The organism is Limisphaera sp. VF-2 (assembly GCF_049537125.1).
In the GTDB taxonomy this organism is placed as follows: Bacteria; Verrucomicrobiota; Verrucomicrobiia; order Limisphaerales; family Limisphaeraceae; genus Limisphaera.
This window is the reverse complement of the sequence record NZ_JBMVQY010000001.1, coordinates 462,289-486,224: the sequence shown is the minus strand read 5'-3', so window position 1 is coordinate 486,224 and position 23,936 is coordinate 462,289. Positions and strand designations below refer to the sequence as shown.

General features: G+C 63.8%; 22 protein-coding genes. 17 read left to right on the top strand and 5 right to left on the bottom strand.

The genetic code is table 11. From position 1 onward, the window contains the following. The first annotated feature begins 73 nt into the window (after positions 1-73). A complete protein-coding gene (locus tag ACPDIT_RS01675; protein WP_423440971.1) occupies positions 74-589 on the top strand; it encodes a hypothetical protein in 516 nt (171 codons plus the stop codon). Between the two features lie 532 nt (positions 590-1,121). Here ACPDIT_RS01675 and ACPDIT_RS01670 read toward each other — a convergent pair. Continuing rightward, entirely contained in the window at positions 1,122-2,357 is a 1,236-nt protein-coding gene (locus tag ACPDIT_RS01670; protein WP_423440969.1) for a class I SAM-dependent methyltransferase, read from the bottom strand. Between the two features lie 56 nt (positions 2,358-2,413). Here ACPDIT_RS01670 and ACPDIT_RS01665 point away from each other — a divergent pair, with 56 nt between their 5' ends. The 7 genes from ACPDIT_RS01665 to ACPDIT_RS01635 all read left to right on the top strand — a co-directional run bounded on the left by ACPDIT_RS01665 (position 2,414) and on the right by ACPDIT_RS01635 (position 8,435). After that, positions 2,414-3,508 carry a type IV pilus twitching motility protein PilT gene (locus ACPDIT_RS01665; RefSeq protein WP_423440967.1) on the top strand — a complete coding sequence of 365 codons (1,095 nt, stop codon included), beginning with the start codon at positions 2,414-2,416 and terminating at the stop codon, positions 3,506-3,508. Positions 3,509-3,511: 3 nt separating this feature from the next. After that, positions 3,512-4,717: a type IV pilus twitching motility protein PilT gene (locus ACPDIT_RS01660; protein ID WP_423440965.1), complete on the top strand. Its 1,206-nt coding sequence runs from the start codon at positions 3,512-3,514 to the stop codon at positions 4,715-4,717. 3 nt (positions 4,718-4,720) lie between these two features. Next, on the top strand, positions 4,721-5,200 hold the full coding sequence (locus ACPDIT_RS01655) for a hypothetical protein (protein WP_423440964.1): 480 nt from the start codon (positions 4,721-4,723) through the stop codon (positions 5,198-5,200). A 12-nt stretch (positions 5,201-5,212) separates the two neighbouring features. Then, a complete protein-coding gene (locus ACPDIT_RS01650) occupies positions 5,213-5,971 on the top strand; it encodes a TlyA family RNA methyltransferase (protein ID WP_423440962.1) in 759 nt (252 codons plus the stop codon). Beyond that, positions 5,955-6,839 carry an NAD(+)/NADH kinase gene (locus ACPDIT_RS01645; protein WP_423440960.1) on the top strand — a complete coding sequence of 295 codons (885 nt, stop codon included), beginning with the start codon at positions 5,955-5,957 and terminating at the stop codon, positions 6,837-6,839. The genes ACPDIT_RS01650 and ACPDIT_RS01645 overlap by 17 nt, the downstream gene beginning before the upstream one ends. A gap of 2 nt (positions 6,840-6,841) precedes the next feature. Continuing rightward, positions 6,842-7,873: a LacI family DNA-binding transcriptional regulator gene (locus ACPDIT_RS01640; RefSeq protein WP_423440958.1), complete on the top strand. Its 1,032-nt coding sequence runs from the start codon at positions 6,842-6,844 to the stop codon at positions 7,871-7,873. 151 nt (positions 7,874-8,024) lie between these two features. Beyond that, positions 8,025-8,435, top strand: coding sequence for a hypothetical protein (locus ACPDIT_RS01635; protein ID WP_423440957.1), 411 nt, complete (start codon positions 8,025-8,027; stop codon positions 8,433-8,435). Here ACPDIT_RS01635 and ACPDIT_RS01630 read toward each other — a convergent pair. Beyond that, positions 8,333-9,649, bottom strand: a complete 1,317-nt coding sequence (locus tag ACPDIT_RS01630; protein WP_423440955.1) for an RsmB/NOP family class I SAM-dependent RNA methyltransferase — start codon at positions 9,647-9,649, stop codon at positions 8,333-8,335. The two genes, ACPDIT_RS01635 and ACPDIT_RS01630, sit on opposite strands and share 103 nt — an antisense overlap. Positions 9,650-9,974: 325 nt before the next feature. On the opposite strand from ACPDIT_RS01630, the gene ACPDIT_RS01625 reads away from it, so the two are divergent. Next, positions 9,975-10,187, top strand: a complete 213-nt coding sequence (locus tag ACPDIT_RS01625) for a DUF2905 domain-containing protein (RefSeq protein ID WP_423440953.1) — start codon at positions 9,975-9,977, stop codon at positions 10,185-10,187. Between the two features lie 159 nt (positions 10,188-10,346). Here the strand turns inward: ACPDIT_RS01625 and ACPDIT_RS01620 are convergent, their stop codons facing one another. The 3 genes from ACPDIT_RS01620 to ACPDIT_RS01610 all read right to left on the bottom strand — a co-directional run bounded on the left by ACPDIT_RS01620 (position 10,347) and on the right by ACPDIT_RS01610 (position 15,816). Beyond that, positions 10,347-13,538 carry a PAS domain S-box protein gene (locus ACPDIT_RS01620; RefSeq protein WP_423440952.1) on the bottom strand — a complete coding sequence of 1,064 codons (3,192 nt, stop codon included), beginning with the start codon at positions 13,536-13,538 and terminating at the stop codon, positions 10,347-10,349. Positions 13,539-13,938: 400 nt separating this feature from the next. Beyond that, positions 13,939-14,865, bottom strand: coding sequence for a tRNA glutamyl-Q(34) synthetase GluQRS (gene gluQRS, locus ACPDIT_RS01615; RefSeq protein WP_423440950.1), 927 nt, complete (start codon positions 14,863-14,865; stop codon positions 13,939-13,941). Positions 14,866-14,877: 12 nt separating this feature from the next. Further along, the gene (locus ACPDIT_RS01610) at positions 14,878-15,816 is read right to left on the bottom strand and encodes an SDR family oxidoreductase (RefSeq protein WP_423440949.1); all 939 of its coding nucleotides are present in this window, start codon (positions 15,814-15,816) and stop codon (positions 14,878-14,880) included. 735 nt (positions 15,817-16,551) lie between these two features. On the opposite strand from ACPDIT_RS01610, the gene ACPDIT_RS01605 reads away from it, so the two are divergent. The 8 genes from ACPDIT_RS01605 (at position 16,552) to ACPDIT_RS01570 (ending at position 23,502) form a co-directional block, all read left to right on the top strand. Beyond that, entirely contained in the window at positions 16,552-17,589 is a 1,038-nt protein-coding gene (locus tag ACPDIT_RS01605; RefSeq protein ID WP_423440948.1) for an RHS repeat domain-containing protein, read from the top strand. A 187-nt stretch (positions 17,590-17,776) separates the two neighbouring features. Beyond that, entirely contained in the window at positions 17,777-17,962 is a 186-nt protein-coding gene (locus ACPDIT_RS01600) for a hypothetical protein (RefSeq protein ID WP_423440946.1), read from the top strand. 376 nt (positions 17,963-18,338) lie between these two features. Continuing rightward, positions 18,339-18,926 (top strand): hypothetical protein, encoded by a 588-nt coding sequence (locus ACPDIT_RS01595; RefSeq protein WP_423440945.1) that lies wholly within the window; start codon positions 18,339-18,341, stop codon positions 18,924-18,926. Then, positions 18,821-19,564 carry an RHS repeat-associated core domain-containing protein gene (locus ACPDIT_RS01590; protein ID WP_423442557.1) on the top strand — a complete coding sequence of 248 codons (744 nt, stop codon included), beginning with the start codon at positions 18,821-18,823 and terminating at the stop codon, positions 19,562-19,564. Before ACPDIT_RS01595 ends, ACPDIT_RS01590 begins: the two co-directional genes overlap by 106 nt. Continuing rightward, positions 19,561-20,076 carry a hypothetical protein gene (locus ACPDIT_RS01585; RefSeq protein WP_423440944.1) on the top strand — a complete coding sequence of 172 codons (516 nt, stop codon included), beginning with the start codon at positions 19,561-19,563 and terminating at the stop codon, positions 20,074-20,076. Before ACPDIT_RS01590 ends, ACPDIT_RS01585 begins: the two co-directional genes overlap by 4 nt. Before the next feature lie 491 nt (positions 20,077-20,567). After that, complete coding sequence (locus ACPDIT_RS01580) at positions 20,568-21,077, top strand: hypothetical protein (RefSeq protein WP_423440942.1); 510 nt, start codon at positions 20,568-20,570, stop codon at positions 21,075-21,077. Next, positions 20,993-22,321 carry an RHS repeat domain-containing protein gene (locus ACPDIT_RS01575; protein WP_423440941.1) on the top strand — a complete coding sequence of 443 codons (1,329 nt, stop codon included), beginning with the start codon at positions 20,993-20,995 and terminating at the stop codon, positions 22,319-22,321. Before ACPDIT_RS01580 ends, ACPDIT_RS01575 begins: the two co-directional genes overlap by 85 nt. A gap of 338 nt (positions 22,322-22,659) precedes the next feature. Further along, the gene (locus ACPDIT_RS01570) at positions 22,660-23,502 is read left to right on the top strand and encodes an RHS repeat domain-containing protein (RefSeq protein ID WP_423440940.1); all 843 of its coding nucleotides are present in this window, start codon (positions 22,660-22,662) and stop codon (positions 23,500-23,502) included. Positions 23,503-23,936: the final 434 nt, after the last annotated feature.

The window sequence follows — 23,936 nt, the reverse complement described above, 5'->3', positions numbered from 1 at the left end:
GGTCCCGCGGGTTGGTCGGCACCACCACCCGCGGATCCCTCCGGCGTCAACTCAACCAGAGCAAGCAGAACCTATGAAAAAGCTCCTGATCCTGACCACGTGTGTGTTGCTCGGCCTCCACTGCCACGCGCAGGCCCAGCGGTCCCTGGCCGATTTGGTGGCGGAAGCAGGTGCGGAATGGATGATCGGCGAATGGGTGGCCCACACCGGCAACGGGGACCCGATCACTCAGAAAGTCAGTTGGGACCTCGACAAGCACGTCGTGACCATGCACGTCCAGTCGCCCATGCTCGAGGTCAAGTCCATGACCGGTCTCGATCCGGCGACGGGCCAGGCCAGGTATGTGGGCTTCAGCAACCGGGGAGGCGCTCTCACTGGCACCTGGCAAGAGGAGGGTGGCTGGCCAATGCTTCGGCTCCAGGGGACCAACCCTGACGGTCGGGCGTGGAAAATGGCTCTGGTGTACAAGCGCGTGGACGAGAACACCATGGCGGTCGAGATCTACAGCTTGGACGAGTCCGACAACGTGGTCCGGCCGGCGCGGAACGTCACCGAGTTCAAACGCAGGGACAAACCGCCAAAGAGTTGAGTGGGGCCCTGCGGCCTTTCTTTGGTGGTGGGGCCGACCACCTCCGGCCGGGGACCGAAGAGGACGGCCCTTGCCGGGGCACTTCGTGGTGTCCGAACGGGCTGACGCGACCCCGGGTTGCGGAGCGTCGCGCCTCCGGCTTCCACGTGACAACGGAAACACGAATGCAAGGGGCGGGTTCGAGACTCCGCGCCTGAGCGCGACGGAACAAAGTCAGAGGAGAAGTGCTCCGCGGCTGAAGGGGAGCTTCCAACCTCCCATCCGAACGTGGGATAAGCGCCGCATTGCGGACGTCCTGGCCCGGCGTCGTGACGCGAGCCCTGGCTCCCTCGGTGCGCTGTTTTGCCTTACCCGGGCCGTGCCTCGTGCGGGGAACTTGAGGGCCCGGTCAGACGCCCGTTCCCCGGGGGTCCAACCGGCAGGGATCGGCCCTTGCCGTGGGGCAGTGACGGGTGCGCCTGCACCAGGAACCGTCGGCCCACGCTGGATCAAACGGGGACTCGTGTGAGACTGGCATCCACCTTTGCCCTGTTCATCGGGCCTTCGATTCTGGCGCCTCGGCGGTGCGGGTGGAGCTTTCGGGTTTGGACGGCATGGCGGCGTCCTCCAGCCCCGGAGTACATTGCACGAACACCTGAAAAGCACGGCCCAAATGTTCGGGGTGAACCAGCGTGTGGAACTGCCGGAGACGGGCAGGGTCCCAGGGCAGCCGGCCCCCTGCCCATGCGGCCCAACGCTCGGCAATGCGGATCAAGAACGACTCCTGGCGTTGCCACAGGACGGTGCACAGTCCGGCCGCTTCGCCGGCTCGCTGGAGCGCGCTGAAAATCACGTGTGCGGTCAGGTCTTGTTCTCCGGGGCGGAGCAGCGGATCACTCACCAGCCGGTGACGATAGTAGGCCCGGAGTGTCCCGGCGCGACGGTGGGGCTGAAAACATTCTTCTGCCGTCAGGCCATAATCGATCGTCATCAACCATCCGACCTGCAGGCTGCGGGCGGCGCGGCGCCACCAGTCAACCGCCCCCGGACTGATGTCCAGGGTGAAGCCATCCGGTAGAATCGCCTGCACTTCGGGGGGCGGCTCCAGTCCGAGCGCAGTCAACAACTGGAGGCGTTCCCGGGTGTGGTCCGGATTGTCTGGCATGCGGACTTGCACAAATCTGTTTTGTGCCCACGCCACCCCCCACTCGGACCACTGGCGGGCGCGGGCATCCCAGCACAACCGGCGTACGGGGAAGGCGTCCAGCAGTTCGTTGGAGAAGACGACGCCGGCGATGCTGTGTTGGGGCAGCGGGAGCCAGGTGGGTGCATCGGGATCGGACAGATCCGCCGGTTCTCCCGGCCAGTCCACCTGTTCGGCCCAGGGCCCGAGGGTCTTCCGTTGCCAGGCGCGACGGCGCTCGGACGGTTCCAGAATGACGTAACGGAGGCGTCGGCTCAGGTCGGGGCGATGCTGCGCAAACCACTCAAGGATCCGGCGCGCCAGCCGACCATCATGAGCGGCGGCTTCGACGCATCGGAGTGGTGCCTCGGGCTGCCGTCGGGCCAACACGGCCAGCCAATCGGCCAGTTGGAACGCAAGTAGCTCTGCGAACAGGGGGCCGACGTGAACGCTGGTGAAATAGTCGCCGTGCGGACCGGGATTGTCCGGTTTCTGTTCATAATATCCAGAACCCGGACAGTACAAGGCCAGGCCCATGAAACGGTCGAACCGCATCGGCGAGCCCTGGCGCAGCGATGCCAGAATCGTTGGGACAACCGTGTTCAAGGTTTGCAGGCGTCCGGACCTTGGGCTACCAAGGGCCGGGGCGCTGATGTCACGCTATGGCGAAGATTGACGCATTTTTCAACTTGATGTTCGAGCAAAAGGCCTCGGACCTGCACCTTTCCTCGGGGAACGTCCCGATGCTGCGCATCAACGGGGAGTTGCATCGCATTGACCATCCCCCTCTGGACCCGGACGAGCTCAAGCGCATGCTTTACGAGATCACGCCCGACTACAAGATCAAGATCTTCGAAGAAACGGGGGACGTGGACTTCGGGTACGAGATCCCCAACATCTCCCGGTTCCGCGCCAACTATTTCATGCAGAAGAACGGCATCAGCGCCGTGTTCCGCCAGATCCCCACCCGGGTGCTGTCCTTCGAGGACTTCGAGAAAATGGATGCCCCACTGCCGCCGGTGCTGAAGAAGTTCGCCATGCTGGAAAAGGGCCTGGTGGTGGTCACCGGCCCCACCGGCTCGGGCAAGTCGACCACCCTGGCGGCCATGATCGACTATGCCAACCGCAATCGCCGCGATCACATCATCACCCTGGAGGATCCCATCGAGTTCGTCCACGAGAGCAAGAACTGTCTGGTCCAGCATCGCGAAGTTGGCGTGCACACCAAGTCGTTTGCGGCCGGCCTGCGCGGCGCCCTGCGCGAAGACCCGGACATCATCCTCATCGGCGAGCTCCGCGATCTGGAAACGATCGAGCTGGCGCTGATTGCGGCCGCCACGGGGCACCTGGTGTTCGGCACCCTGCACACCCCCAGCGCCGCCAAAACCGTGGACCGCATCATCGACGTCTTCCCCGCCGAGCAGCAGAACAAGATCCGCGCCACCCTGGCCGAGTCCCTCCGCGGCATCGTGGCCCAGAACCTGTTCAAGCGCATCGACCGCAAGGGCCGCGTGGCGGCGTTGGAAATCCTGGTGTTCACCACGGCCATCGCCAACCTCGTGCGCGAGGGCAAAACCCATCAGATCCCCGGCATGATCCAGGTGGGCAAAAAGCTCGGCAACCAGCCGCTGGATGACGCCATCATGGAACACCTCCGGATGAAACGGATCTCGCCCGAGGAAGCCTACGAAAAATGCCTGGACAAGAAACGGTTCCGTCCGTTCCTGTCCCACCCACCCGACGACGAGGAGGTTTGAACCATGCGCCGCCCCGAGCTCGATTACATCCTGACCACCATGCTGCAGAGCCAGCCGGAGGTCTCCGACCTGCTCTTCACGGTGGGCAAACCGTTGCAGGTCGAATCCTATGGCGAGCTCAAGCCGGTGAACATCGACCCTCCTTTGGGGCCCTTGACGCCGTTCCAGACCGAGATGATCGCCCTGAACCTCATCGGGGACAATCCCTGGCACATCGAGGCGTTGTTGCGCCACGGCTCCTGTGACGCCGCCTACACCCTCGGGGATCTGGCCCGGTTCCGCATCAACGTCTTTTCCCAACGCGGGCATTACTCCGTGGTGCTGCGCAAGTTGAACACCAAGATTCCCACCCTCGACGAGCTCAAATTCCCCGAGGTGATGAAGCGCATCCCCGAGGAAAAGACCGGTCTGGTGCTGGTCACCGGCGCCACCGGCTCGGGCAAGTCCACGACCCTGGCGGCCATCCTCAACGAAATCAATCGGACCAAACCCGTGCACATCGTCACCCTGGAGGACCCGATCGAGTTCGTTCACCAGCACGACAAGGCCACGTTCAACCAGCGCGAGTTGGGCACCGACTTCGACACCTACGCCAACGGTCTGCGCGCCGCCCTGCGCCAGGCCCCCAAGGTCATTCTGGTGGGCGAGATGCGCGATCAGGAAACGGTCAAAATCGCCCTCAGTGCCGCCGAGACCGGACACCTCGTGCTGAGCACCCTCCACACCATCGACGCCGGCCAGACCATCAACCGCATCCTCGGCATGTTCGAGCCGGAGGAACAGGATCAAATCCGACCCCGCCTGGCCGACGCACTGCGCTGGGTGGTCAGCCAGCGACTGGTCCCGCGGATCGGCGGCGGCCGATACGCCCTGCTCGAAATCATGGGCACCAACCTCCGCGTTCAGGAGACCATTCGCCTGGGCGAGAGCGAGGGCAAGACGTTCTACGAGATCATCGAGGCCAGTCAGCCCTTCGGCTGGCGCACTTTCGATTACTCCTGTCTCGAGGCGTTCGAACAGGGGTATATCACCGAGGAAACCGCCATTCAGTACTGCACCAAACGCAGCGTCGTCAGCCGCGGCATCGACAACATCCGCAAGGCCCGCGGGGAACCCACCACCACCCTGACCGGCCTGCGCATGAAGATGCCCCAGGAGGGGGCCGCCGGCACGCCGGCGCCAACCCCCACCTTGAAACTCAAGCTCTGAACCATGGCCGAGACCTTTGAATTCATCAGTGCCACCGACAAACCCGCGCTGGTGGCGTTTTCCACCCCCGAGTGGCTGGAGGCGGTCCGCGCCGCCCTCCTGGAACTGGGCTACAAGGTCCACACGGCTGCCACCCACGGCGATTTCCTGGCCAAGTTCAGTCAGATTCGTTACCAGGTCGTGGTGCTGGAAGAGTTGTTTGCCGCCAACACCCTGGAGGAAAACCTCAGTCTGAAAGCCCTCCAGCAAATGCCCATGAGCCAGCGCCGGCACGCCACGGTGATCCTGCTGGGAGATTCCTTCCAAACCTTCATGCCCCTGCAGGCATTCCAGCAGAGCGTGCATGCCGTCATCAACAGCGCCGAAATGTTCCTGCTCAAGCAACTCATCGAGAAGGTCGTCGCGGACAAGGAACTGTTCCTGCACGCCTACCAGACCACGTTCCAGCGCGTCCTTGCCTCGCCCGGGACGACCCGTCTCTGACCCCTCTGTGCCGTGAAATCCACGGGCGCCACCCGCCTGGATCAGGCCCTGGTCGAGCGCGGCCTGTGTGCCAGTCGGCAGCAGGCGCAGCGCGCCATCCTGGCCGGTCGCGTTCTGGTGAACGGGCAGCCCGCGCGCAAGCCCAGCGACCGCGTGCACCCGGGCGACACGGTGAGTTTGCGGGAACCGGAACGGTACGTCAGCCGGGGCGGCTACAAGCTCGAGGCCGCCCTGCGCCAGTTCGGGCTGGATCCGACCGGCTGGCGCGCCATCGACCTGGGAGCCTCCACCGGCGGTTTTACCGATTGCCTCCTGCAACACGGGGCGCGCCAGGTCTATGCCGTGGACGTCGGGTGCGGCCAACTGGCCTGGAAACTGCGACAGGACCCCCGTGTGGTGGTCATGGAGGGCTGCAACGCCCGCCATCTCACCCCTGCTTCCTTCCCCGAGCCCTTTGCGCCCGTGGACCTGGTTGTGGCGGACTGTTCCTTCATCTCCCTCAAACTCATTCTGCCTGTTACCATTGCTTTGCTGCGCCCCGGCGGTAGAATCGTCGCGTTGGTCAAACCGCAGTTCGAGGCTGGCCGAAAGGAGGCCAGTCGCGGCCGCGGGGTAATACGCGACCCCGCCGTCCATCGTCAGGTGCTGGAGGAACTGCGGCGCTTCGCCGTCGAGCAGCTCCAGCTCCTCTGGCACGGCGTGATCGAGTCGCCCCTGCGCGGACCTGCGGGCAACGTGGAGTTCCTGGTGTCGCTTGAAAAGCCGCGCTGAACGCATCCGGTCCGTGGGAGTCCTGGGCAACGTGGAAAAACCCGACTGTGCCCGCGTCGTTGCCCAGGCCGCTCGTCTCGTCCGCCGCGCCGGCCGTCAGGTGGCCACCGATCAGGCCACCTACCGCCTCGCCCGCACCGACGGCGCCGTCTATCCCGATGCCGCCACCCTGGCCGAACGGGTGGACCTTCTGCTGGTGTGCGGGGGCGACGGCACCATGCTGCGCGTGGCCCGGGAAATCGCCGGCCGATCCACCCCCATGTTGGGCATCAACATCGGAGGACTGGGGTTTCTGACGGCGGTGTCCTCCCGACAGTTGCCCGAGGCGCTGCAGCGCGTCTGGGAGGGCCGTTACTCGTTCGAACGTCGCACCCTGCTGGAGGCCACGGCCCGCCACGCCGGCCGCCGATTCCACTGCCGCGCCCTCAACGATGTCGTCATCAGTCACGGCACCGAATCCCGCCTCGTCGAACTGGATGTCCGCATCGACGGCGACCCGGTCACCTGCTACCGGGGCGACGGTCTGGTGATCAGCTCGCCCACGGGTTCGACCGCCTATTCCCTGGCCGCCGGGGGCGCCATTGTGCTGCCCACCGCCGCGGTCATCGCCCTCACGCCCATTTGCCCCCACACCCTGAGCAATCGCTCGCTGATCCTGAACCACAACGCCCGCATCGAAGTCCAGGTTCTGACCCAGCGGCCCACCGCCATCCTGAGCGCCGACGGCGAGGGCATCACCGAGTTGGTGGCCGGCGACCAGGTCTTGGTGCGGCGCAGCCGACACACCATCCGGCTCATGCACCTGGAGGGCAGCTCGTTCTTCGAGGCGTTGCGATCCAAACTGCACTGGCGCGGAACCACCCTCTGACCATGGTGCGCTTGAAAGACATCGCGCTGCGCGCCGGCGTCTCGGTCATGACCGTGTCCAAGGCGCTCCGAGACGCTCCGGACGTGGCCGAAGCGACCCGCGCACGCATCCAGGCCCTCGCCCGCGAAATGGGGTACGTGCCGGATGCCGTGGCCCAGGGCTTGCGCACCCGTGCCACCCGCCTGTTCGGCGTCATCATCCCGGCCGTGACGCACCCGGTGTATGCGCGAATCCTGCTGGCCCTCGAAGAGCGAACCCATGAACTGGGATACGATCTGATCTGCGCGCACACCCTGAACCTGCTCGAGCGCGAAGAATACGCCATTCGCCGCATGCTGTCCCGACGCGTCGAGGGCCTGTTTCTCTGTCCGGTGCCCCGGCTGCAGGGCGAAGCACGCATCTATCAGGAGCTGGCCGCCAGCCAGACCCCGGTGGTCCTGTTGGGTCAGCCCCCGCCGCACTGCGAGCAGTTCCCCAGCGCCGCGGGGGACGACGTCACGGGCGCCTACCTGGCCACGCGCCACCTCCTCGAACTCGGCCACCGTCGGATCGCTTTCCTCGCCGGGCCCATCGCCGCCCCTTGGGCCCAGGAACGGCTGGAGGGCTACCGCCGCGCCCTGCGCGAGGAGGGCATCGAACCCGAAGATCGCCTCCTGTTTCCCGGGGGCACCACGATCGAAGACGGCGTGCACGCCGCGCAGCACCTGTTGACGGAGGCCCCGGATGCCACCGCGGTGTTCGCCTCCAACGACCTCACCGCCATTGGCTGCGGTCATTACCTGTTGGAGCACGGAGTGCGAATTCCGCAGGACATCTCCCTGGTGGGCTATGGCAACACGCTGGCCGCGGAGTACTTCCGGGTGCCGCTGACGACTCTGCGCCAGCCCAAACGGCGCCTGGGGAACGCCGCCATGAATCTCATGTCCCGACTTCTCCGGCGGCAGAGCGCCGAGTCGATTCGGCTGCCGGTCACGCTCGCCGTGCGCGCCAGCACGGCCCCGCCGCGCACCGGTCCGTTGCGCCCTTCCTCATGAGCAGCGGCACGCCCGGCCCGGCAAGCCCCGGGCCGGAAGCCCTTCGTGTCGGACAGCTTGCTCTTGGATGATCCGACGCCCGGACGGGCCTTCTGACCGACCCAACCCCGGCTCCGCAAGGTTTGGCATTCAACCTGCCTCTTTGGCAGGTGTGAAGAAGGTACTGTGGGCGATTCTGGCAGGCGCGGCCCTGTTGGGGGCCGGTTGGCAGTCTTTGCGGTGGTCGGCGCAACGCATGGATGCTCAACGGGCCAAATTCGTCGAAGACGCCGGCAACCTTTTGCTGGCCCTCCAGCAGTACAAGGAGTTCACCGGACATTACCCCACTGGCCAGAATCTGGACATTGCGCGGGCGTTGTCGGGACAGGGACCGGAGAAAGTGGTGATTCTGACGGTGCGCAAGAACGACCGAAACGCCAAGGGCGAACTGGTCGATCCATGGGGAACGCCCCTGGCCTTCTATTTTTCCGGCAATTCGGTGCTGATCCGCTCCGCCGGACCCAACAAGGTTTGGGAAGGCAGCGCTTCGCCGGGCTCGGACGACTTGTTCCGGTCGAACTGAGCAGAGCCGGAACCCGGCGCGGTGGGCTCGTCTGTCTTTCGGCGCCGCCAGGCGGCGATGAACATCCCGTTGCCGCCCGTGTCCTGCGGCCAGAGCATCAGGGTGGGCGTGTGCCAGTCCGGCAGCCCGGGCAGCGGCCAGCGCAAGGGCAGGGGCTCGAACTCCGGATGAGACGCTTGAAACGCCGCCACCACTTCGGTGGTCTCGGCCCGCGTCATGGTACAGACCGCATACACGAGCCGGCCGCCGGGCTTGACAGCGGGGGCGACGTGCTCGAGCAGCCGCTTCTGCAAGGCGCTCAGTTCCTGGACGTCCTCGGGCCGGGTGGTCCAGCGCGCGTGGGGATTGCGCTGCCACGTGCCGATCCCCGTGCAGGGGGCGTCCACCAGAACCCCGTCGAACAGAATCGTCATCGGCCGCTGCGGGCCGCCATCCCACACCGACGCCTGGTAGTTGAAAACCTTGGCCCGGGCGGCGCGCCGACGCAGCCGCTCGAGTCTCCACTCGGCGGTGTCCGTGGCCCACACCTGGCCGCGGTTTTGCATCAGATCCGCCAGATGCAGCGTTTTGCCGCCCTCGCCGGCGCAGGCGTCCCACCAGTTTTCCCCGGGCTGCGGTGCGCAGAGATGCCCGACAATCTGGGAGGCGATGTCCTGGATTTCAAAACGGCCGTGGGCAAAGTCGGGCGTGCGGAACAGGTCCTTTTTGCCCTCGTAGATGTAGGCGTCCGGAAGGTACGTCTTGCGCAGGTGTCCCAGGCTGTCCATCAGGGCCCGGCCCTGGCCGGGGCGGGCGCGAATGAACAGCCGTGGTTCCCGTTGCAAACTGCGCAGCCAGGCATCCGAAACGTCCATCACCTCGTGAACCCACGACGGCACCGCTTTGGCCCGCAGGGTTTCGGCGCGCAGGCTGAAGGGATTCTTCTCGAACCGTTCCGCCAGTTCCTCCGCCTTGCGGATTTTGCGCACGAGGCCCCGCTCGTCCTTCAACCAGCCCTTCCACCGGTAAAACTGGAACACCCACCGGCTCACGCGCGTGGCGCCCGCCTGCGAGAGGCTGGACTCCCGATGCAGTACCTCGCGCAGGACCCGATCCGCCGGGTGATCGCGGTCGGCCCGCTCCAACACCTCGACGGCCAGGGCCAACAGACGCTCCTCCGGCTCGATGCCGGTGGTCATTCGCGGCGCCCGATACGACATGGATCTCGAGTTCATGCCCGTTTGCCCAGACACGCGGCAGCTACGGCAGCCTCCCGCCCGTCTCCGGTGGGCGGGCCCGAGCAACCCGGTTTCGGGTGACTGCCGCTTTTCTCCGACGGGCCTCCTTGCCCGGGAGGACGTTACCGGCCCGGGCGGGGCCCCGGAGTTCGGATCAACCCGCGCCGGCGTTCCAAGTTGCTCGCCAAACGCACAAAACGCAACCCGTGAGCCGGGTGCCGGACTTGCCGGGGAGCGGATCTTCCGCTTTCTTGAAACGTTGTCCCGGCATGCAAGATGCCCGGACCCGTGGGGTCGGGGCCGGGGACAAGGACGGCGTGTTATGAATGAATTGGGCAAACTGCTGGTCATCGCGGGACTGCTCATGGCAGCAGTCGGCGTGTTGCTTTGGACCGGCTGGGATCGCGGCTGGCTGGGACGATTGCCCGGCGACATTCATTACACGCGCGGCAATTTCAGCTTTCACTTTCCCATTGTCACCTGCCTGCTTTTGAGCGCGGTGTTGACACTGCTCCTGTGGCTGTTCCGCCGCTGAAACGGGCGCCGGAGGGTGGTGGGAGCCGTGCCACACTGCCAAAAAAAACCGTGGGCAGGGAGTTGACCCAGAGGGACCGGTTTCTGAAGGGAAACGCCTTCCCGGGCTCCTGCTGCGAAACCTGCGCCTGCGGCGGAGGGAAGGATCCGCTCCCCTGGCTCAGGCCGCTGCTCCCGTGCCATCGAGCGTCTCCCGCACCAGTTGAGCGAGGCGCCCCGGCGGATAGGGTTTTTGCAGGTACACCAGGCCGGGACGCAGTACGAAATCCCGGCCCACCACGTCAGCGCTGTAGCCGCTGGTGAAGATCACCTTCAGCTCCGGACGATCCTGCCAGAGCCGCTCCGCCAACTGCCGGCCGTTCATCCGGCGCGGCATGACCAGGTCCGTCAAAAGCAGGTCGATCTGCGGGCCGTGTTGCTGCCACAGCTCCAGGGCCTCCGGGCCGTGCGCCGCCTGCAATACACGGTATCCGTGATGCTCCAACAGCGTGGCCACCAGCTCGCGCACGGAAGGCTCATCCTCCACCACCAGAATGGTCTCCCGGCCCTGCGGACCGAGCTGCGGCTCCTCGCGCGCCTCCGAAGTGGGTTGGCCGGGGACCTGATGGGGGAGAAAGACTCGAAACGTGCTGCCCTCGCCCACGCGGCTTTCCACCTCGATCCACCCCTGATGCTGCTCCACAATCCCGTACACGGTCGCCAGACCCAGTCCGGTGCCCTTGCCCACCTCCTTGGTCGTAAAGAACGGTTCGAAGATGCGTTTGAGGTTCTCCGGCGGGATTCCGCAACCGGTGTCGGTGACGCTCAGCTCCACGGCCGGCCCGGGGCGGGCCTGGGGATTGCGTTCGAGATGCTCGGGTGTGACCTCCACGATTCGGACGCTCACATCCAACTGGCCCCCTTCGGGCATGGCGTCGCGCGCGTTGACCACCAGGTTCAAGACCACCTGCTCCAGCATGCCCGGATCCGCCATCACCCAGGCCGGTTCGCGGGAGAACTGCAGCCGCAGGACAATGTCCTCGCCCAGCACTCGTCCGAGCATCCGACTCAGTTGATGCACCAGCTCGTTCAAATCCAGCGTGCGCGGTTGGAGGACCTGGCGCCGACTGAAGGTCAGCAACTGACGCGTCAGATTCGCCGCGCGTTCGGCGGCCTGACTGATCTGATGCGCAGCATGCCAGTGGGCAGGGGGCAGGTTGCCGGCACTCAACAGCAACGTGGCATTGCCCTGGATCACCGTCAGCAGGTTGTTGAAGTCGTGCGCCACGCCGCCGGCCAACTGGCCGATGGCCTCCATTTTTTGGGCGTGCCGCAGTTGCTCCTCCAGCCGGCGTTGTTCCGTCAAATCGCGAAACAGACTCAGCAGCAACGGCGGACGCCCCGGCGCCTCGATGAAGGTGTGGCTCAACTCCAGCTCGCGCACGGCGCCGTCGGGCAGCGTGAGCCGGTGGTGCGCGCGTTTCTCCAGGGTGCGAAGTCGGAAGCCGCGACGGTATTGCTCCAGCAGCGCCTCGGTCTCGGGTCCCTCGGGATACAGGACGGTCAGCAACCGGCCCTCCAGGTCCTTGCGGGGCCTTTGCACCAACCGGCAGAAGGCCTCGTTGACTGCCACGATCCGTCCGGCGCCGTCCGTCAACCGCATTCCGTCCACGGAATTCTCCCACACGGAAAAAAACAGCCGCTCCGATTCGCGCAGGGCCGACTCGGCCTGTTTGCGCGCGCTGACGTCGCGCACGTGCAGCAGGATGGACGGCTCCCCGGCGTGGTCCACGGGACGTGCCAGAAGCTCCACCGGCACACTGCGCCCGTCCACGCGCAACCAATGGCCTTCGGCATGATCGGGCGGACGCCCGCCGTTTTCCTGCTGCCAGGCCATGCGCAGGGCGGGCCGTTCCTCCGGCGGGACAAACTCCAGCCACGACCGCCCCAGCAGCGAGGCCACGGGGGCTCCCGCCAACTGCCCGGCCGCCGCGTTCGCATCCCGCACCCGCCCCTCCATGTCGAGCACCAGGATCGCGTCGGGCGAATTCTCGAACAGCCCGCGGTAGCGGCGCTCCGCCCGACGCAGGGCCTGCTCGGCCCGCAACCGTGCCAGAGCGCCACTGCAGTGGTCGGCCAGCGAGACCAGAATCCGCAGATGGCTTTGTTGATAGGCGGCAAACCGGTAACTCTGCACCGAGAGGAGACCCTCGACCTGCCCGGCGTGCCGGATCGGCGCCCACAAAAGCGAAGCCGAAGGCCGATCCACGTCGCCGAACATGTGGGTGTCGGTCGGATGCGTCAACGGGGGCTCCCGAAGCAACAGCAGCGGCCCCTCTTCTAGGACCCGGAGGGCCAGAGGGCTGGGGGACTGCGGCGCGGGATCGGGCGGGATCTCCACGCGTTGGCCCCGGACGGTGTCCACCGCCAGGACGGTGCTGAGCCGCTGCGACTTCGCATCCCACAACGCCAGCACGAACGCGTCCCAGGCCAGCAGGTCCGAGGCGGCCCGAGCGATGGCCCGGGCGGCCTCGAGGAAACTCGGTGCGGCGTTGAGCTGACCTCCCAGCCGGGCCAAAGTCGCCGCTTGAAGCTCGGCCTCCTTGCGCTCTGTGATGTCCCGACAGGTCATCACCAGACCCGCCAGATCCGGTTCCTCGATCCGGTTGCGAACCACGGCCTCCAGCAGGCGCCATTGACCGTTTCGGTGACACATGCGGAACTCCGTCCGGCACGTGGGCGTCTCCGCATGTTTGGCGGCTTCGAAGCAGGCCCGCAGCGGCCCCACGTCCTCCGGATGCACAAACTCGAACCAGTCCTGCCCCGCCAGTCCTTCATGCGGGTACCCCAGCACGAGCTCCGCAGACGGGCTTGCATAGGCAATTCGCCCGTGCCCGTCCAGGAGAACCACCAGGTCGAGGACGTTCTCGGTGAGCGCCCGCAACACGCGCTCGCGGCGTTCGACTTCCTCCTGCAAGCGCCGCAGGCGTTTGCGTTCCTGCGCCTGATGCAGCGCACGCCGAATCGTGGGCACCAGCCGATCAGTCCACTGCTTGAGAACGTAGTCCGTGGCCCCCTGCCGGAGACTTTCGATGGCCGCGGCCTCGCCCGCGGTTCCCGAGGCCAGCACGAAGGGCGTGTCGGGGCATGCCGTTCGGGCCACCGCCAGTGCATCCAAACCGGTGCAGCGCGGCAAATGGTAATCGCTCAGGATGAGGTCGAACTCATTCCGCTCGAGCGCCTGCTGAAAGGATTCGAGGTCCTGCACCGCCGTGATCTCCGCTGATATGCCCGCCTCCTTCAACCAGGCTGCCACCAGCGCTGCATAGTCCACGTCATCTTCCAGGTGCAGAATCCGCAGAGGTGCCTCCATACGCGTCGCCTTGTCGCCGCCCGTGCCATGTGGTTCCAGCACAAGCAAAAACGATACCAGCGACCTCCCGCCCCGGACGGTCCCGCCTTCGCCCGACTTTGGGGGCAATCCGACGCACTCCGAAAGAACCGCGCAATGTTGCGCCGACCCCATGTGTCCAGGAACCGGGCAGAGACGTCTTGTTTTAAGCCGGACCTCGCGACCCTGGCGAAATGCAGCGCGGCCGCATGCGCGCCGGGCCCGGGTTCCCCCGTGCAAACCCGGCGTGCCTCTCCACAGGCAAACCCGGTGCACTACCACACCTGAACGAACACGCCGCGTGCACGACGAAGAGGCGCATCCGATGGCCGGGCCCGCTCTGGCAGCAGCCCCGTGGAAACCGGGCGCCCGCGTCTCCGCCTCACGGCCCCTGGGCCTGCAGCAGGAGCGGCAGACCTGCGTCCGGTTGCGCCCACAGCGCCCGCAAATGCTCGGGGCGCCATCCCCGCTCCCGCAAGGTTCGCAGGCTCAGCGCCGCGTGGCGCTTGGCGAGTCGGCGCCCTGAGGCATCGGTGAGCAGCGGACAGTGATAAAAGCGGGGCGGATCCCAGCCGAGGGCTCGATAGAGAAGAAGCTGACGTGCCGTGGACCGGAGCAGGTCCGCACCCCGCACCACTTCCGTGATTTGCATGCACGCGTCATCCACGACGCAGGCCAGCTGGTAGGCCGGCACCCCGTCGCTTCGCCAGACGATGAAATCGCCGAAGTCCTGCCCGGCCACGAACCGTTGCGGCCCGTGACAACCGTCCTCGAACTCGATCACGTCGCCGTCGGGCACGCGAAATCGCCAATGGAACCGGCCCTCCGGCGAAGGTGCCACCCCGTCGGCTCGTGGCCGGCACGTGCCCGGATAGATCGGTTCATCCTCGTCCTCGGCATGGGGCGCACGCGCAGCAGCGGCCACCTCCCTGCGCGAACAACGGCAGGGATACACCCAGCCGCCGGCCTGCAGTCGTTCCAGTGCACGTTCATAGAAGGCCCGGCGCTCGCTCTGCCGGTAGGGCCCCCACGGCCCGCCGACGTCCGGACCTTCCTGCCATTGGAAGCCAAACCAGCGCAGGTCCTCGAACAAGGCCTCCATGAACTCCGGCTTGCAGCGCGGCCCGTCCAGGTCCTCCACCCGCAGCACCAGCATGCCCCCGGCCTTACGGGCCCGGATCTGAGCCGTCCAAAACGTCCGTGCATGCCCCAAATGGAGGTAACCCGTGGGCGAGGGTGCCAGCCGACCGCGATACGGACGTGGACCTTGCGCGGCGGCGGGCAAGATACTTTGGCAATGGCCCTCCATGGCCCTGCACGTCTAGAAGGAACCCGGGGGCTGCAGGGCCAGCCACTCGCGAAACTTCGGCATTGGCTCCCCCAGCAACGCCTCGGCTTTGTGGCAGTCCAGGGACGTGTCCGCCGGCCGGGGCGGACCCGCGTAGTCCCGGAGCGATTCGGGCTGCAGCCGCGGTCGCAGCTCCAGCCACCGCGCAGCCAGCAGACAGCCCAGCTCCCATCGCGACAGCCGTTCCCCGCCCGCCACGTGGAACGTCCCGCTCGCACCCCGCAGGATCAACTGCCAGACCCTGCGTGCCGTTTCCGTGGCCGCAATGGGACAACGATACTCATCCACAAACAACGTGGTTGTTTCACCGGCGGCCCACGCCCTGCACAACTGCTCGTTGAACCCCCGATCGCCCGTGGGCGAACGTCCCCCGTTCAGTGACGTCCGCACAATCAGATGCCGGGGATGGGCGCGCACCACCTGTTCCGCCGCCGCTTTCGTCTCCCCGTACACATTCAGCGGGTTCGGCGGATCTTCCTCCCTGTACCCGCCCTTCCGACCGTCGAACACCAGATCGCTCGAGAAAAACACGAAGACGGCCTCCCCGGCCAGTGTTACCAACCGGCGCGTGACCTCCACGTTTTGTTCCCAAGCCAGCCGGGGTTGGGCCTGACACACCGGCGACCGGCTCAGCGCGGCGCAATGAATCACCAGCGCGGGACGGTCCCGATTCCAGCATGCTTCCACCGATCGGAAATCCGCCAAATCGACCTCCTCTCGCGTCAACGGCCGCAGGATCCAGGGCACCCCGAGGGCCCGTCCCACCTCGACCAACGCATGGCCCAACAGACCGCCGGCGCCCGTGATCCACGCCGTTGGGAGGGACTCCCTGCTTTCACCGTCGGCTTCTTTCCGTGCCTCGTCGATCACGCGGAACACATCGAAGCACCCGCAACCCTCTGGCAAGTCCAAAGGCAACCCGCAAGGTTGGGAAGCCTGCGCGACACACCGGGCGGCTTGCACGCGTCCTTGAAAGGAGCCGACGAAGCACGTCTCCGGAAAGCCCACAGAATATACAGACTACACAGAAAACCCAGGATGAGCAGGGACCCGGGCGCGCCGGATCCGGGATGCATTCCAAGATGACTTCGGCATTTCCTGGCTTCTGTGTGTTGTGCGTGCTCTGTGGGCTTGAAAAACCTTCATGCTCCCGATGCCCGGACCAAGGGGTTGCGTTTGCTGCGGTTCGGCGGCTTGTCGGGGTCGGGCTGATAAACTGCTGCCCGCTGCCGGCGCGGGTAGGGTGCAAACCAGCGATCTGCGGGTGTGCGCCGCATCGGCGGGGTGTGGGTGGTGGTGACGAACCTGGGGGTGGTGCGGGGCAATCTGGACCGGGTGCAGCCGGAGGTGCGGTCGGACTTTGGGGCGTAGAGTCATGGGCCTTTCCTCTGGCCAGATTGCAGTTTTTGGGCACCGGCTCCGTGTATCGGAGGAACGCCGTTTTCCCATAGCCTTCCCGCGACGATGACGCCCGGACTCCATACCGCGCTTTCTGGCTGTTCGAAAAATCTGAATTCCCCCGGGTTGGTTCGTAAGGCTGACGAGAACCTTGTCCGCGACGCGCGGCTGATGTAAAGTTGGGACGCGGAGAACCGGCCGGTGCCGGTGATGAGCTAAGGGGCTGCGGATCGGGCCAGTTGGCGTCGGGTGGACTGGGCGTACGATGCGCTGGGCCGGCGCATCCGGCAGACGAGCTACATGCTGAGCAACGGGGTTTGGGTGGTGACGGAGGACCTGAAATTGGTGAGCGATCCGGTCTGGTTCGGCCGGCACATTGCGGAGCTGAACGCGACGAACCATGCGCTGGTGCGCAGCTACGTGTGGGGCCTGGACTTGAGCGAGACGCTGGACGGTGCCGGTGGCGTGGGCGGATTGCTGTGGGTGCGGCTGGCCGGTGGTCCGGCCTCGGGTGCGCATTTTGTCACCTACGACGGCAACGGGAACGTGTGGCAATTGGTTTCGGCCAGCACCGGCACGGAGACCGCGCATTACGAATACGGTCCCTTCGGCGAGCCCCTCCGCACCACCGGCCCCGCCGCTCCCTCCAACCCCTTCCGCTTCAGCACCAAACGGGCGGACCCGGCAATGGGGCTGGTACTCTACGAATACCGCACATACAACCCGAACCTTGGGAGATGGATTAGTAGGGATCCGATTGAGGACCAAGTTGTTCCTCGCCTGCGGCTAATCAGTCGTCCTTCACAAGTAGAGCCTATCTACGCGTATTGTTTAAACAGGCCAGCATGTGAAGTCGATCGGCTTGGGCTCAAAACTATAAAGGTTGCCAAATGTGAGATTATAGTCGCATTCGGCCATGGGCCGTATTCTGATCCGCACGAGTTTGTTTTTGACCACGCCTGTTCGGCTGGACATTTTGTCGGCTGCTGGAGCCAGAATACGAATGACAGAATACCTGAAGGGCATCGGATTCCTGGTGCGCCTTCGTCCGACAAGGAAGTTATGAAGGATTGTATGGCACCTGATGGAACGTATGACCCTGACGAAGATTTCTTCTGGCTATTAAATGCATCTTGGGAAGCTGCATCGAGACACGCCAAAGAGCTATGTAAACGATCCGACTGTTGTTGTAAATCCATAGTGGTGCGTACGAGGTGTATTGAGTCGTGGCTTACGTGCCTTTTTCAGTATCCCAGTGGACGGAAGAAAGAAGTGGTGTGCCGCTGAGGGGAAATCCTGAAATATGGAAATAAGGGCAAAGGCCTGGCCATTGATGGTGAGCATGGTCGTGTGCTCGTTAATTATGGCGTTTTTCACCTATGCAATTGCGCGGGTGGAATTTAATTACGCATGGTGGACGTTGAAGAGCGCTGGCGAGTTTCAGTTGCCACGTATCACTTGCTATTTAAAAGCTGTGTTCATTTACGTGTGGGCGCTGCCTGCATTCACGGGCGGGGTGGCGACGGCGGTGATCCTTCGCAAGGTGGTCAATGAGACATTGATAGGCACGCTTTTGGGGGTCATAGCGATTCTGCATGTGTTGTGGTTCTTTTTTTGGCTTAGTGGACTGTATGCCGTCCACCAAGTGTTCCACGGTTAGCGCGCTGTTGTGAAGCGAGGTCTCAATCAAAGCAGCTTGGGGTGGTTGAGAGAAGATGCATGTTTGTGGTTGGCAAAGTGACGTCTTGGGGGACCTGCTGGAGGGCAGCTGGGTGGAGGGGAGCGCGCTGGGACGAAGGGCGCGACTGTCTCGGCGAACGCGCGCATGGCGCATTGTAGGGATCCTTATTGCTGGCGGCAGCGGCGTTGGATGATGCGACGGGCGCCGTCTGGCTGGGCATTGGGAAGGTGGCGGGCGTGGCGGCTGGCTGTAGCTGATGTGCGGTGGCCAAGATCACGGGCAAAGTGTTGGCGGGCAGGGCGCCTGGAACGCTCAGCGACAACAGCATGGCAACCTTGTACGGGATGGGCGGTGGGTGTACAGTTGGGACGCGGAGAACCGGTTGGTGCGTGTGATGAGCTACGGAGCGGGCGATCGGGCCGGTTGGCGTCGGGTGGACTGGGCGTACGATGCGCTGGGCCGGCGGATCCGGCAGACGAGCTACGTGCTGAGCAACGGGGTTTGGGTGGTGACGGAAGACCTGAAATTCGTGAGCGATGCGGTGTGGTTCGGTCGGCACGTGGTCGAGCTGAACGCCACGAACCATGCGCTCGTGCGCAGCTACGTGTGGGGCCTGGACCTGAGCGAGACCTTGGACGGCGCCGGTGGCGTGCGCGGTCTGCTGTGGGTGCGGCTGGCCAGCGGTCCGGCGTCCGGGACGCATTTCGTCACGTACGACGGCAACGGGAACGTGTGGCAGTTGGTTTCCGCCAGCACCGGCACGGAGACCGCGCATTACGAATACGGCCCCTTGGGCGAACCCCTCCGCACCACCGGTCCAATGTCTAAAGAGAACCCATTCCGTTTCTCCACCAAGCGCACGGACAACGCAACGACCTCGTCCTTTACGAACACCGCGTTTACTCGTTCAGCACGGGAAAGTGGTCAAATAGAGACCCGTTAGGGGAACATGGGCGCAGCAATCTTTATGGGTTTGTCGGAAACTCACCGCTAAATCGAATTGATCCAACTGGGCTCAAAGGCATTGAGATCATTAGTGCATTTGTCAATTGTGGATTATCTTTATTATCCAACGCAATTGACAAGTGGCTGGATCAGCGGCTTGCATGCGCTGAAGTTGCAAAACGATCCCGACATGGGTCCGTGCCCAATCCGGGCGAACCTGATTCATACGATATTGACTTGTGCCAAGGGTTTTCCTTTCAACCGAACACCCTCATACCAACGCATAATCCAAAATCTCTTGCCAAGCTGCTCGGCGATTGCATATGGAAATCTCTGAAGGGTAGGGCAATTGAGGAGGTGCTCAAGGCGGAGGTCAGTGATGAGACGGAGCGAAAGATATTGGCAGCGCTTCTCAATGAGGTGTCGGATCTCAAAGCCGAGGCAAGGTTCACTGTTACCGTAAATGCAAAGTGCGATGGGCCAAGGCTGGTTGCGACCGCTGAGTATGCCATTACTGCCGAAGCGGGTGGTTTGGGCATGACTAAAGCAGTGAAATCGCTAGGACCATTTCGCTGCCGGGCCCTTGATCAAGATTGGTGTTCTTGTAAGTATAATCCGTGGAGGTATAATCAATGAAGCTCGTGGCGCTATTGCTATGGCTCTTCATGGCATGTGGATGCTGCTCTCACAAGCACTACCACCCCGCAGTGCGTGAGTTTCAGAGGAAGCATCCGGAGGAGTTCAAAGAATATGCATTTATTTATCCCATCACGCTGGCTACTCACATGGCACTGATAGCCGACAGGATTTCCGATGTGTGCCATATTGCGGAACGACTGCAGAGACAATTCGGCGGCGTGCCAGGGATCTCCGAGTTTGCGGAAGAGATTATTAAGCATGAACAAATGATTCGGCAAAGGGCTATAATAGAGGCACAGGAGATGGAACGACTAAAAGGCAGCAGCGGGGCCATCTGCCAGTTTGAGTGGAGCGACGGGTACACTAGGGAGGTGGGTTTATTAGTGCTCAGGGACGGAGATGTCGTGAAACGTGAAGTATGGTTTGAAGAATATGTGGGAGGGAAGGCGGAAGAATGGTTGAGGCGAGGGGTAGCACAGCCGAACAAGGGAGTGTCGAACAAACGGTGATGAGGAGGCAACATGGCAGTGGTAGTTGGAAAGTGGGCGGGCAGTTGCAGCTGACGCACCAGGTTTGTCGCTGAGGCTTCGGGGTGAAGTACGGAACGTGCAGAGCCACATGCTGAAGGCCGTCCCGGAGTTCCAAGCTTCTCTCCGGGTTGTCCGATGAGCGAGCCCCCGGCCGGTTTCAGTTAGCAGCCCGCGGGCAGGAAAGGGCAGGCGGGGCGTGCGGTCGCTGGGAGTAGGAATACTCGAGGAAGGAGCAGTTATTACGGCACTCAGTGTAGGCGAACGCAGAAACGGTGAGACAAGCGGGACGGGGGCACGAGGCGACTCGCGCCGGAGAGATGTGCGATCAAGGGCGTCGATTGGGAGCGGGCAGGCAGTGGGCTGCGCCGCAGGGCGCGCTCTGGTCGTCGTGAGCGCTCTTCGATTATGCCTCGGCCTCACCGATTTCGCGTTTTTGGATGCGCAGGTTACCCTGCTCACGACCACCGGTTGTGGCCACACAGAGGCGCAGGGCAGCAGCTCTTGACGCATTTAAGGAGTCAGAAGCGCCTACAGGGCTAGTCAGCCGGCTGCGCTGGACCTACGACGAACGGGGCCAGCGGGTGCGGGCCGACTGGGCCGACGGGAGCTGGTGGGTGTACAGCTACGACGCCCACGGGCAGTTGCAGTCGGGGCGACGCTACTGGGCCGATGGCAGCCCGGTGGCGGGGCAACAGTTCGAGTACCGGTACGATGCAATTGGGAACCGGACGGCCGGGGCCTGGGGCGGGGACGAACGGGGCCAGCGCCTGCACTGGAGCACCAACACGGTCAATCGGCTCAACCAGTACACCAGTCGGACGGTGCCGCCGTACCTGGCGGTCTCGGGCGAGGCAGCGACGAATGCGACGGTGACGCTGTGGTGGGGGACCAACGAATGGGCGCCGGTGGTGCGGCAGGGGAGGCACTGGTATGGGGAGGCGGTAGTGAACAACCGGACCGGTGGGTGTGCGTGGTGGTGACGAATCTGGGGGTGGTGCGGGGCAATCCGGACCGGGTACAGTCGGAGGTGCGGTCGGACTTTGTAGCGCAGACTCCCGAAACCCTGATCTATGACGCGGACGGCAACCTTGTTCGGGACGGGCGGTGGGTGTACAGTTGGGACGCGGAGAACCGGTTGTTGCGCGTGATGAGCTACGGGGCGGCGGATCGGGCCAGTTGGCGTCGGGTGGACTGGGCGTACGATGCGCTGGGGCGCCGGACGCGGCAGACGACGTATGTCCTCAGCAACGGGGTTTGGGTGGTGGTGGAGGACTTGAAGTTCGTCAGTGATCCTGTGCTTTTCGGCCGGCACATTGCAGAGCTGAACGCGACGAACCTCGCGCTCGTCCGGAGCTACGTCTGGGGTCTGGACCTGAGCGAGACGATGGACGGCGCCGGTGGTGTGGGCGGTTTGCTGTGGGTGAACCACCATTCCGGCCCAAACGCGGGCGCGCACTTCTGCGCCTACGACGGCAACGGGAATATTGTCGGCCTGATCGCCGCGTCCGACGGCTCGCAAACCGCCCACTACGAGTACGGCCCGTTTGGGGAGCCGATTCGCCACACTGGACCGATCGCGGAGGAAAACCCGTTTGGGTTCTCGACCAAACGGACGGACAACTCGACCGACCTGGTGCTCTACGAATACCGCGTTTACTCGCCCAACACGGGCTGGTGGCTCAGCCGCGATCCGATCGAGGAGTTGGGAGGAAGAAATCTTCATGGTTTCGTTCTCAATGATCCACTCAACAAACTGGACGGGGACGGACGGGCAATCGTAATAGGAATTCCGATTGCCGTCTTGATTAAGGCCACAGCGGAAGCCGCCGCGGTGCTGGTGGCGTGCGCGGCAGCCAAGGCGTGGTTGGAGACACCCCAAGGTAAGCAAGCGATACATGATATCGTTGTCGCGGCAACAAACTTGGCAGATGCGATCGCAAGGGCCGTGATAGAAGCCGACAAGCGCTGCAGTCGTTGTTTACGCAGGACCAAGGGTTGTTTGCCATGCGTTCCACCGGTCGGCACGATTATGGGAAAGGTGGATCCGAATCCTGGGCATGGGGTAGACGGACCACATGTAGACCTGTACTTGGTCATGCAGAGTCCGTACCCCGAATGTCGGTGCTTCCTTGACCGTCACTTTGCTCCACCTGTCCCTGGGAGTACCTTGCCTCCTGGCATTCAGCCGGTGCGGCCGGTTGTAGGCGGAGGACCAATGCCGTGAAAAGGCACCAACGCAGATTTGCGCTCAAGTATAAGAACGGCCAAAGGATGCGTGCGGGGGACATCGTGCTTGTGGATGGCAACCGCCGGGCGGTCGTGGAAGCGGTATTGAGACCTCGGAGCAAATGTGCGCGGGATTATTATGTTGAGCAAGAGGGAGGAGTTCTCCTACGGTTTGAAGATGGTAGTGTGGAGGTCTGGGTTTTGCAGCCCTGGTGGAACGTAGCAGACGAGATCGAATTCCTTGCGCGAGGCTAGCTGCATGTGGATCTCAGTCAAGGGCTCATAGGACGGCGTAGGTCATGGCGGACGAACTCCGGGTGGAGCAACGGAGTCTGGGTGGTGACGGAGGACCTGAAATTCGTGAGTGACCCGGTCTGGTTCGGCCGGCACATTGCAGAGTTGAACGCTACGAACCACGCGCTGGTGCGCAGCTACGTGTGGGGCCTGGACCTGAGCGAGACGCTGGACGGTGCCGGTGGCGTGGGCGGTCTGCTGTGGGTGCGGCTGGCCAGCGGTCTAGCGTCCGGGACGCATTTCGTCACGTACGACGGCAACGGGAACGTGTGGCAATTGGTTTACGCCAGCACCGGCACGGAGACCGCGCATTACGAATACGGCCCCTTCGGCGAAGCCCTCCGCACCACCGGTCTTGCCGGCGCTTCTAACCCCTTCCGCTTCAGCACCAAACGGGCGGACCCGGCAACGGGGCTGGTACTCTACGAATACCGGGCCTACACCTTCCACATGGGTCGCTGGACCACCACAGATCCACTCCCAGAGCTGGGATGTGAGGCGCAGTGCCGTAATCCCGCTTCGCGGAATGCCGGACAGGTGTCTGGGATCCATATTGTGTGGAATGATCCGATCCTGGTTGTAAATCGATTGGGTCTCCCTCACAGTATCACGTTGCGTTTCCTTGGATGCGTCAGGGCTGGCAATCCGCCATCGTTTTGCGCATCTGTCCTTGCTGCGGATTCGGAGGAATGCGACCAGAAGTATGGCGCGTGCATCGATGCGATCGGGAGGGCTCCGAATCCGAAAACCGGTAAAATTGAGGAGCGCAAGTGGGAGGACATTTGCAAGTGCGCATGCAGCGTGATGTTTCCGGAGGCGAATCAGGGGAAGAAGAAAGAGAAGTGCCAAAAAGCTTGCCTGAGGAGGTTTCCTACGTGTTTGTGAATCTGCTAAGTGGAGGAACTGCAATGAGCACATGGGCACAAAGGACTAGAGTTATCTTTGGGGCCCTTGCCAGCTGTCTAACGAGGTCAAGGTGCTGGCATGGGGTGGTAAGCGTGGTGTTCCTGACCGTAGGTCAGACGGGCTGGTGTCAGCCGGTCACACCCGAGTTCGCCCTTGTGGGCCGCAGCGGGCACAGCGGGGGCAAACTGTGGTCGGAGACGCTGCCAAACCCTCTTTTTCCCAGACAAATCGTTTTGGATGTGAATGAGAGCGGGACATTTTACGGCTTTGCGTGCGAGTATCGCTGGGAGGAGGGTGTATGGAGCCAGCTTCGAGAAACGATGGAGAGGAGGCCCGGGATGCAACGAAAGGCGACTGGCGGCACCTTTTGGGCATGGCGGGACGAAGGCAACAAACTAGCGATCTGCATGTTC

Coding starts and splice junctions, on each gene's coding strand:
- ACPDIT_RS01660 (WP_423440965.1), top strand. CDS start 3,512: ATGCGCCGCCCCGAGCTCGATTACATCCTGACCACCATGCTGCAGAGC.
- ACPDIT_RS01575 (WP_423440941.1), top strand. CDS start 20,993: ATGGGCGCCGGTGGTGCGGCAGGGGAGGCACTGGTATGGGGAGGCGGT.
- gluQRS (WP_423440950.1), bottom strand. CDS start 14,865: ATGGAGGGCCATTGCCAAAGTATCTTGCCCGCCGCCGCGCAAGGTCCA.
- ACPDIT_RS01655 (WP_423440964.1), top strand. CDS start 4,721: ATGGCCGAGACCTTTGAATTCATCAGTGCCACCGACAAACCCGCGCTG.
- ACPDIT_RS01640 (WP_423440958.1), top strand. CDS start 6,842: ATGGTGCGCTTGAAAGACATCGCGCTGCGCGCCGGCGTCTCGGTCATG.
- ACPDIT_RS01675 (WP_423440971.1), top strand. CDS start 74: ATGAAAAAGCTCCTGATCCTGACCACGTGTGTGTTGCTCGGCCTCCAC.
- ACPDIT_RS01665 (WP_423440967.1), top strand. CDS start 2,414: ATGGCGAAGATTGACGCATTTTTCAACTTGATGTTCGAGCAAAAGGCC.
- ACPDIT_RS01620 (WP_423440952.1), bottom strand. CDS start 13,538: ATGGAGGCACCTCTGCGGATTCTGCACCTGGAAGATGACGTGGACTAT.
- ACPDIT_RS01625 (WP_423440953.1), top strand. CDS start 9,975: ATGAATGAATTGGGCAAACTGCTGGTCATCGCGGGACTGCTCATGGCA.
- ACPDIT_RS01630 (WP_423440955.1), bottom strand. CDS start 9,649: ATGAACTCGAGATCCATGTCGTATCGGGCGCCGCGAATGACCACCGGC.
- ACPDIT_RS01585 (WP_423440944.1), top strand. CDS start 19,561: ATGAAGCTCGTGGCGCTATTGCTATGGCTCTTCATGGCATGTGGATGC.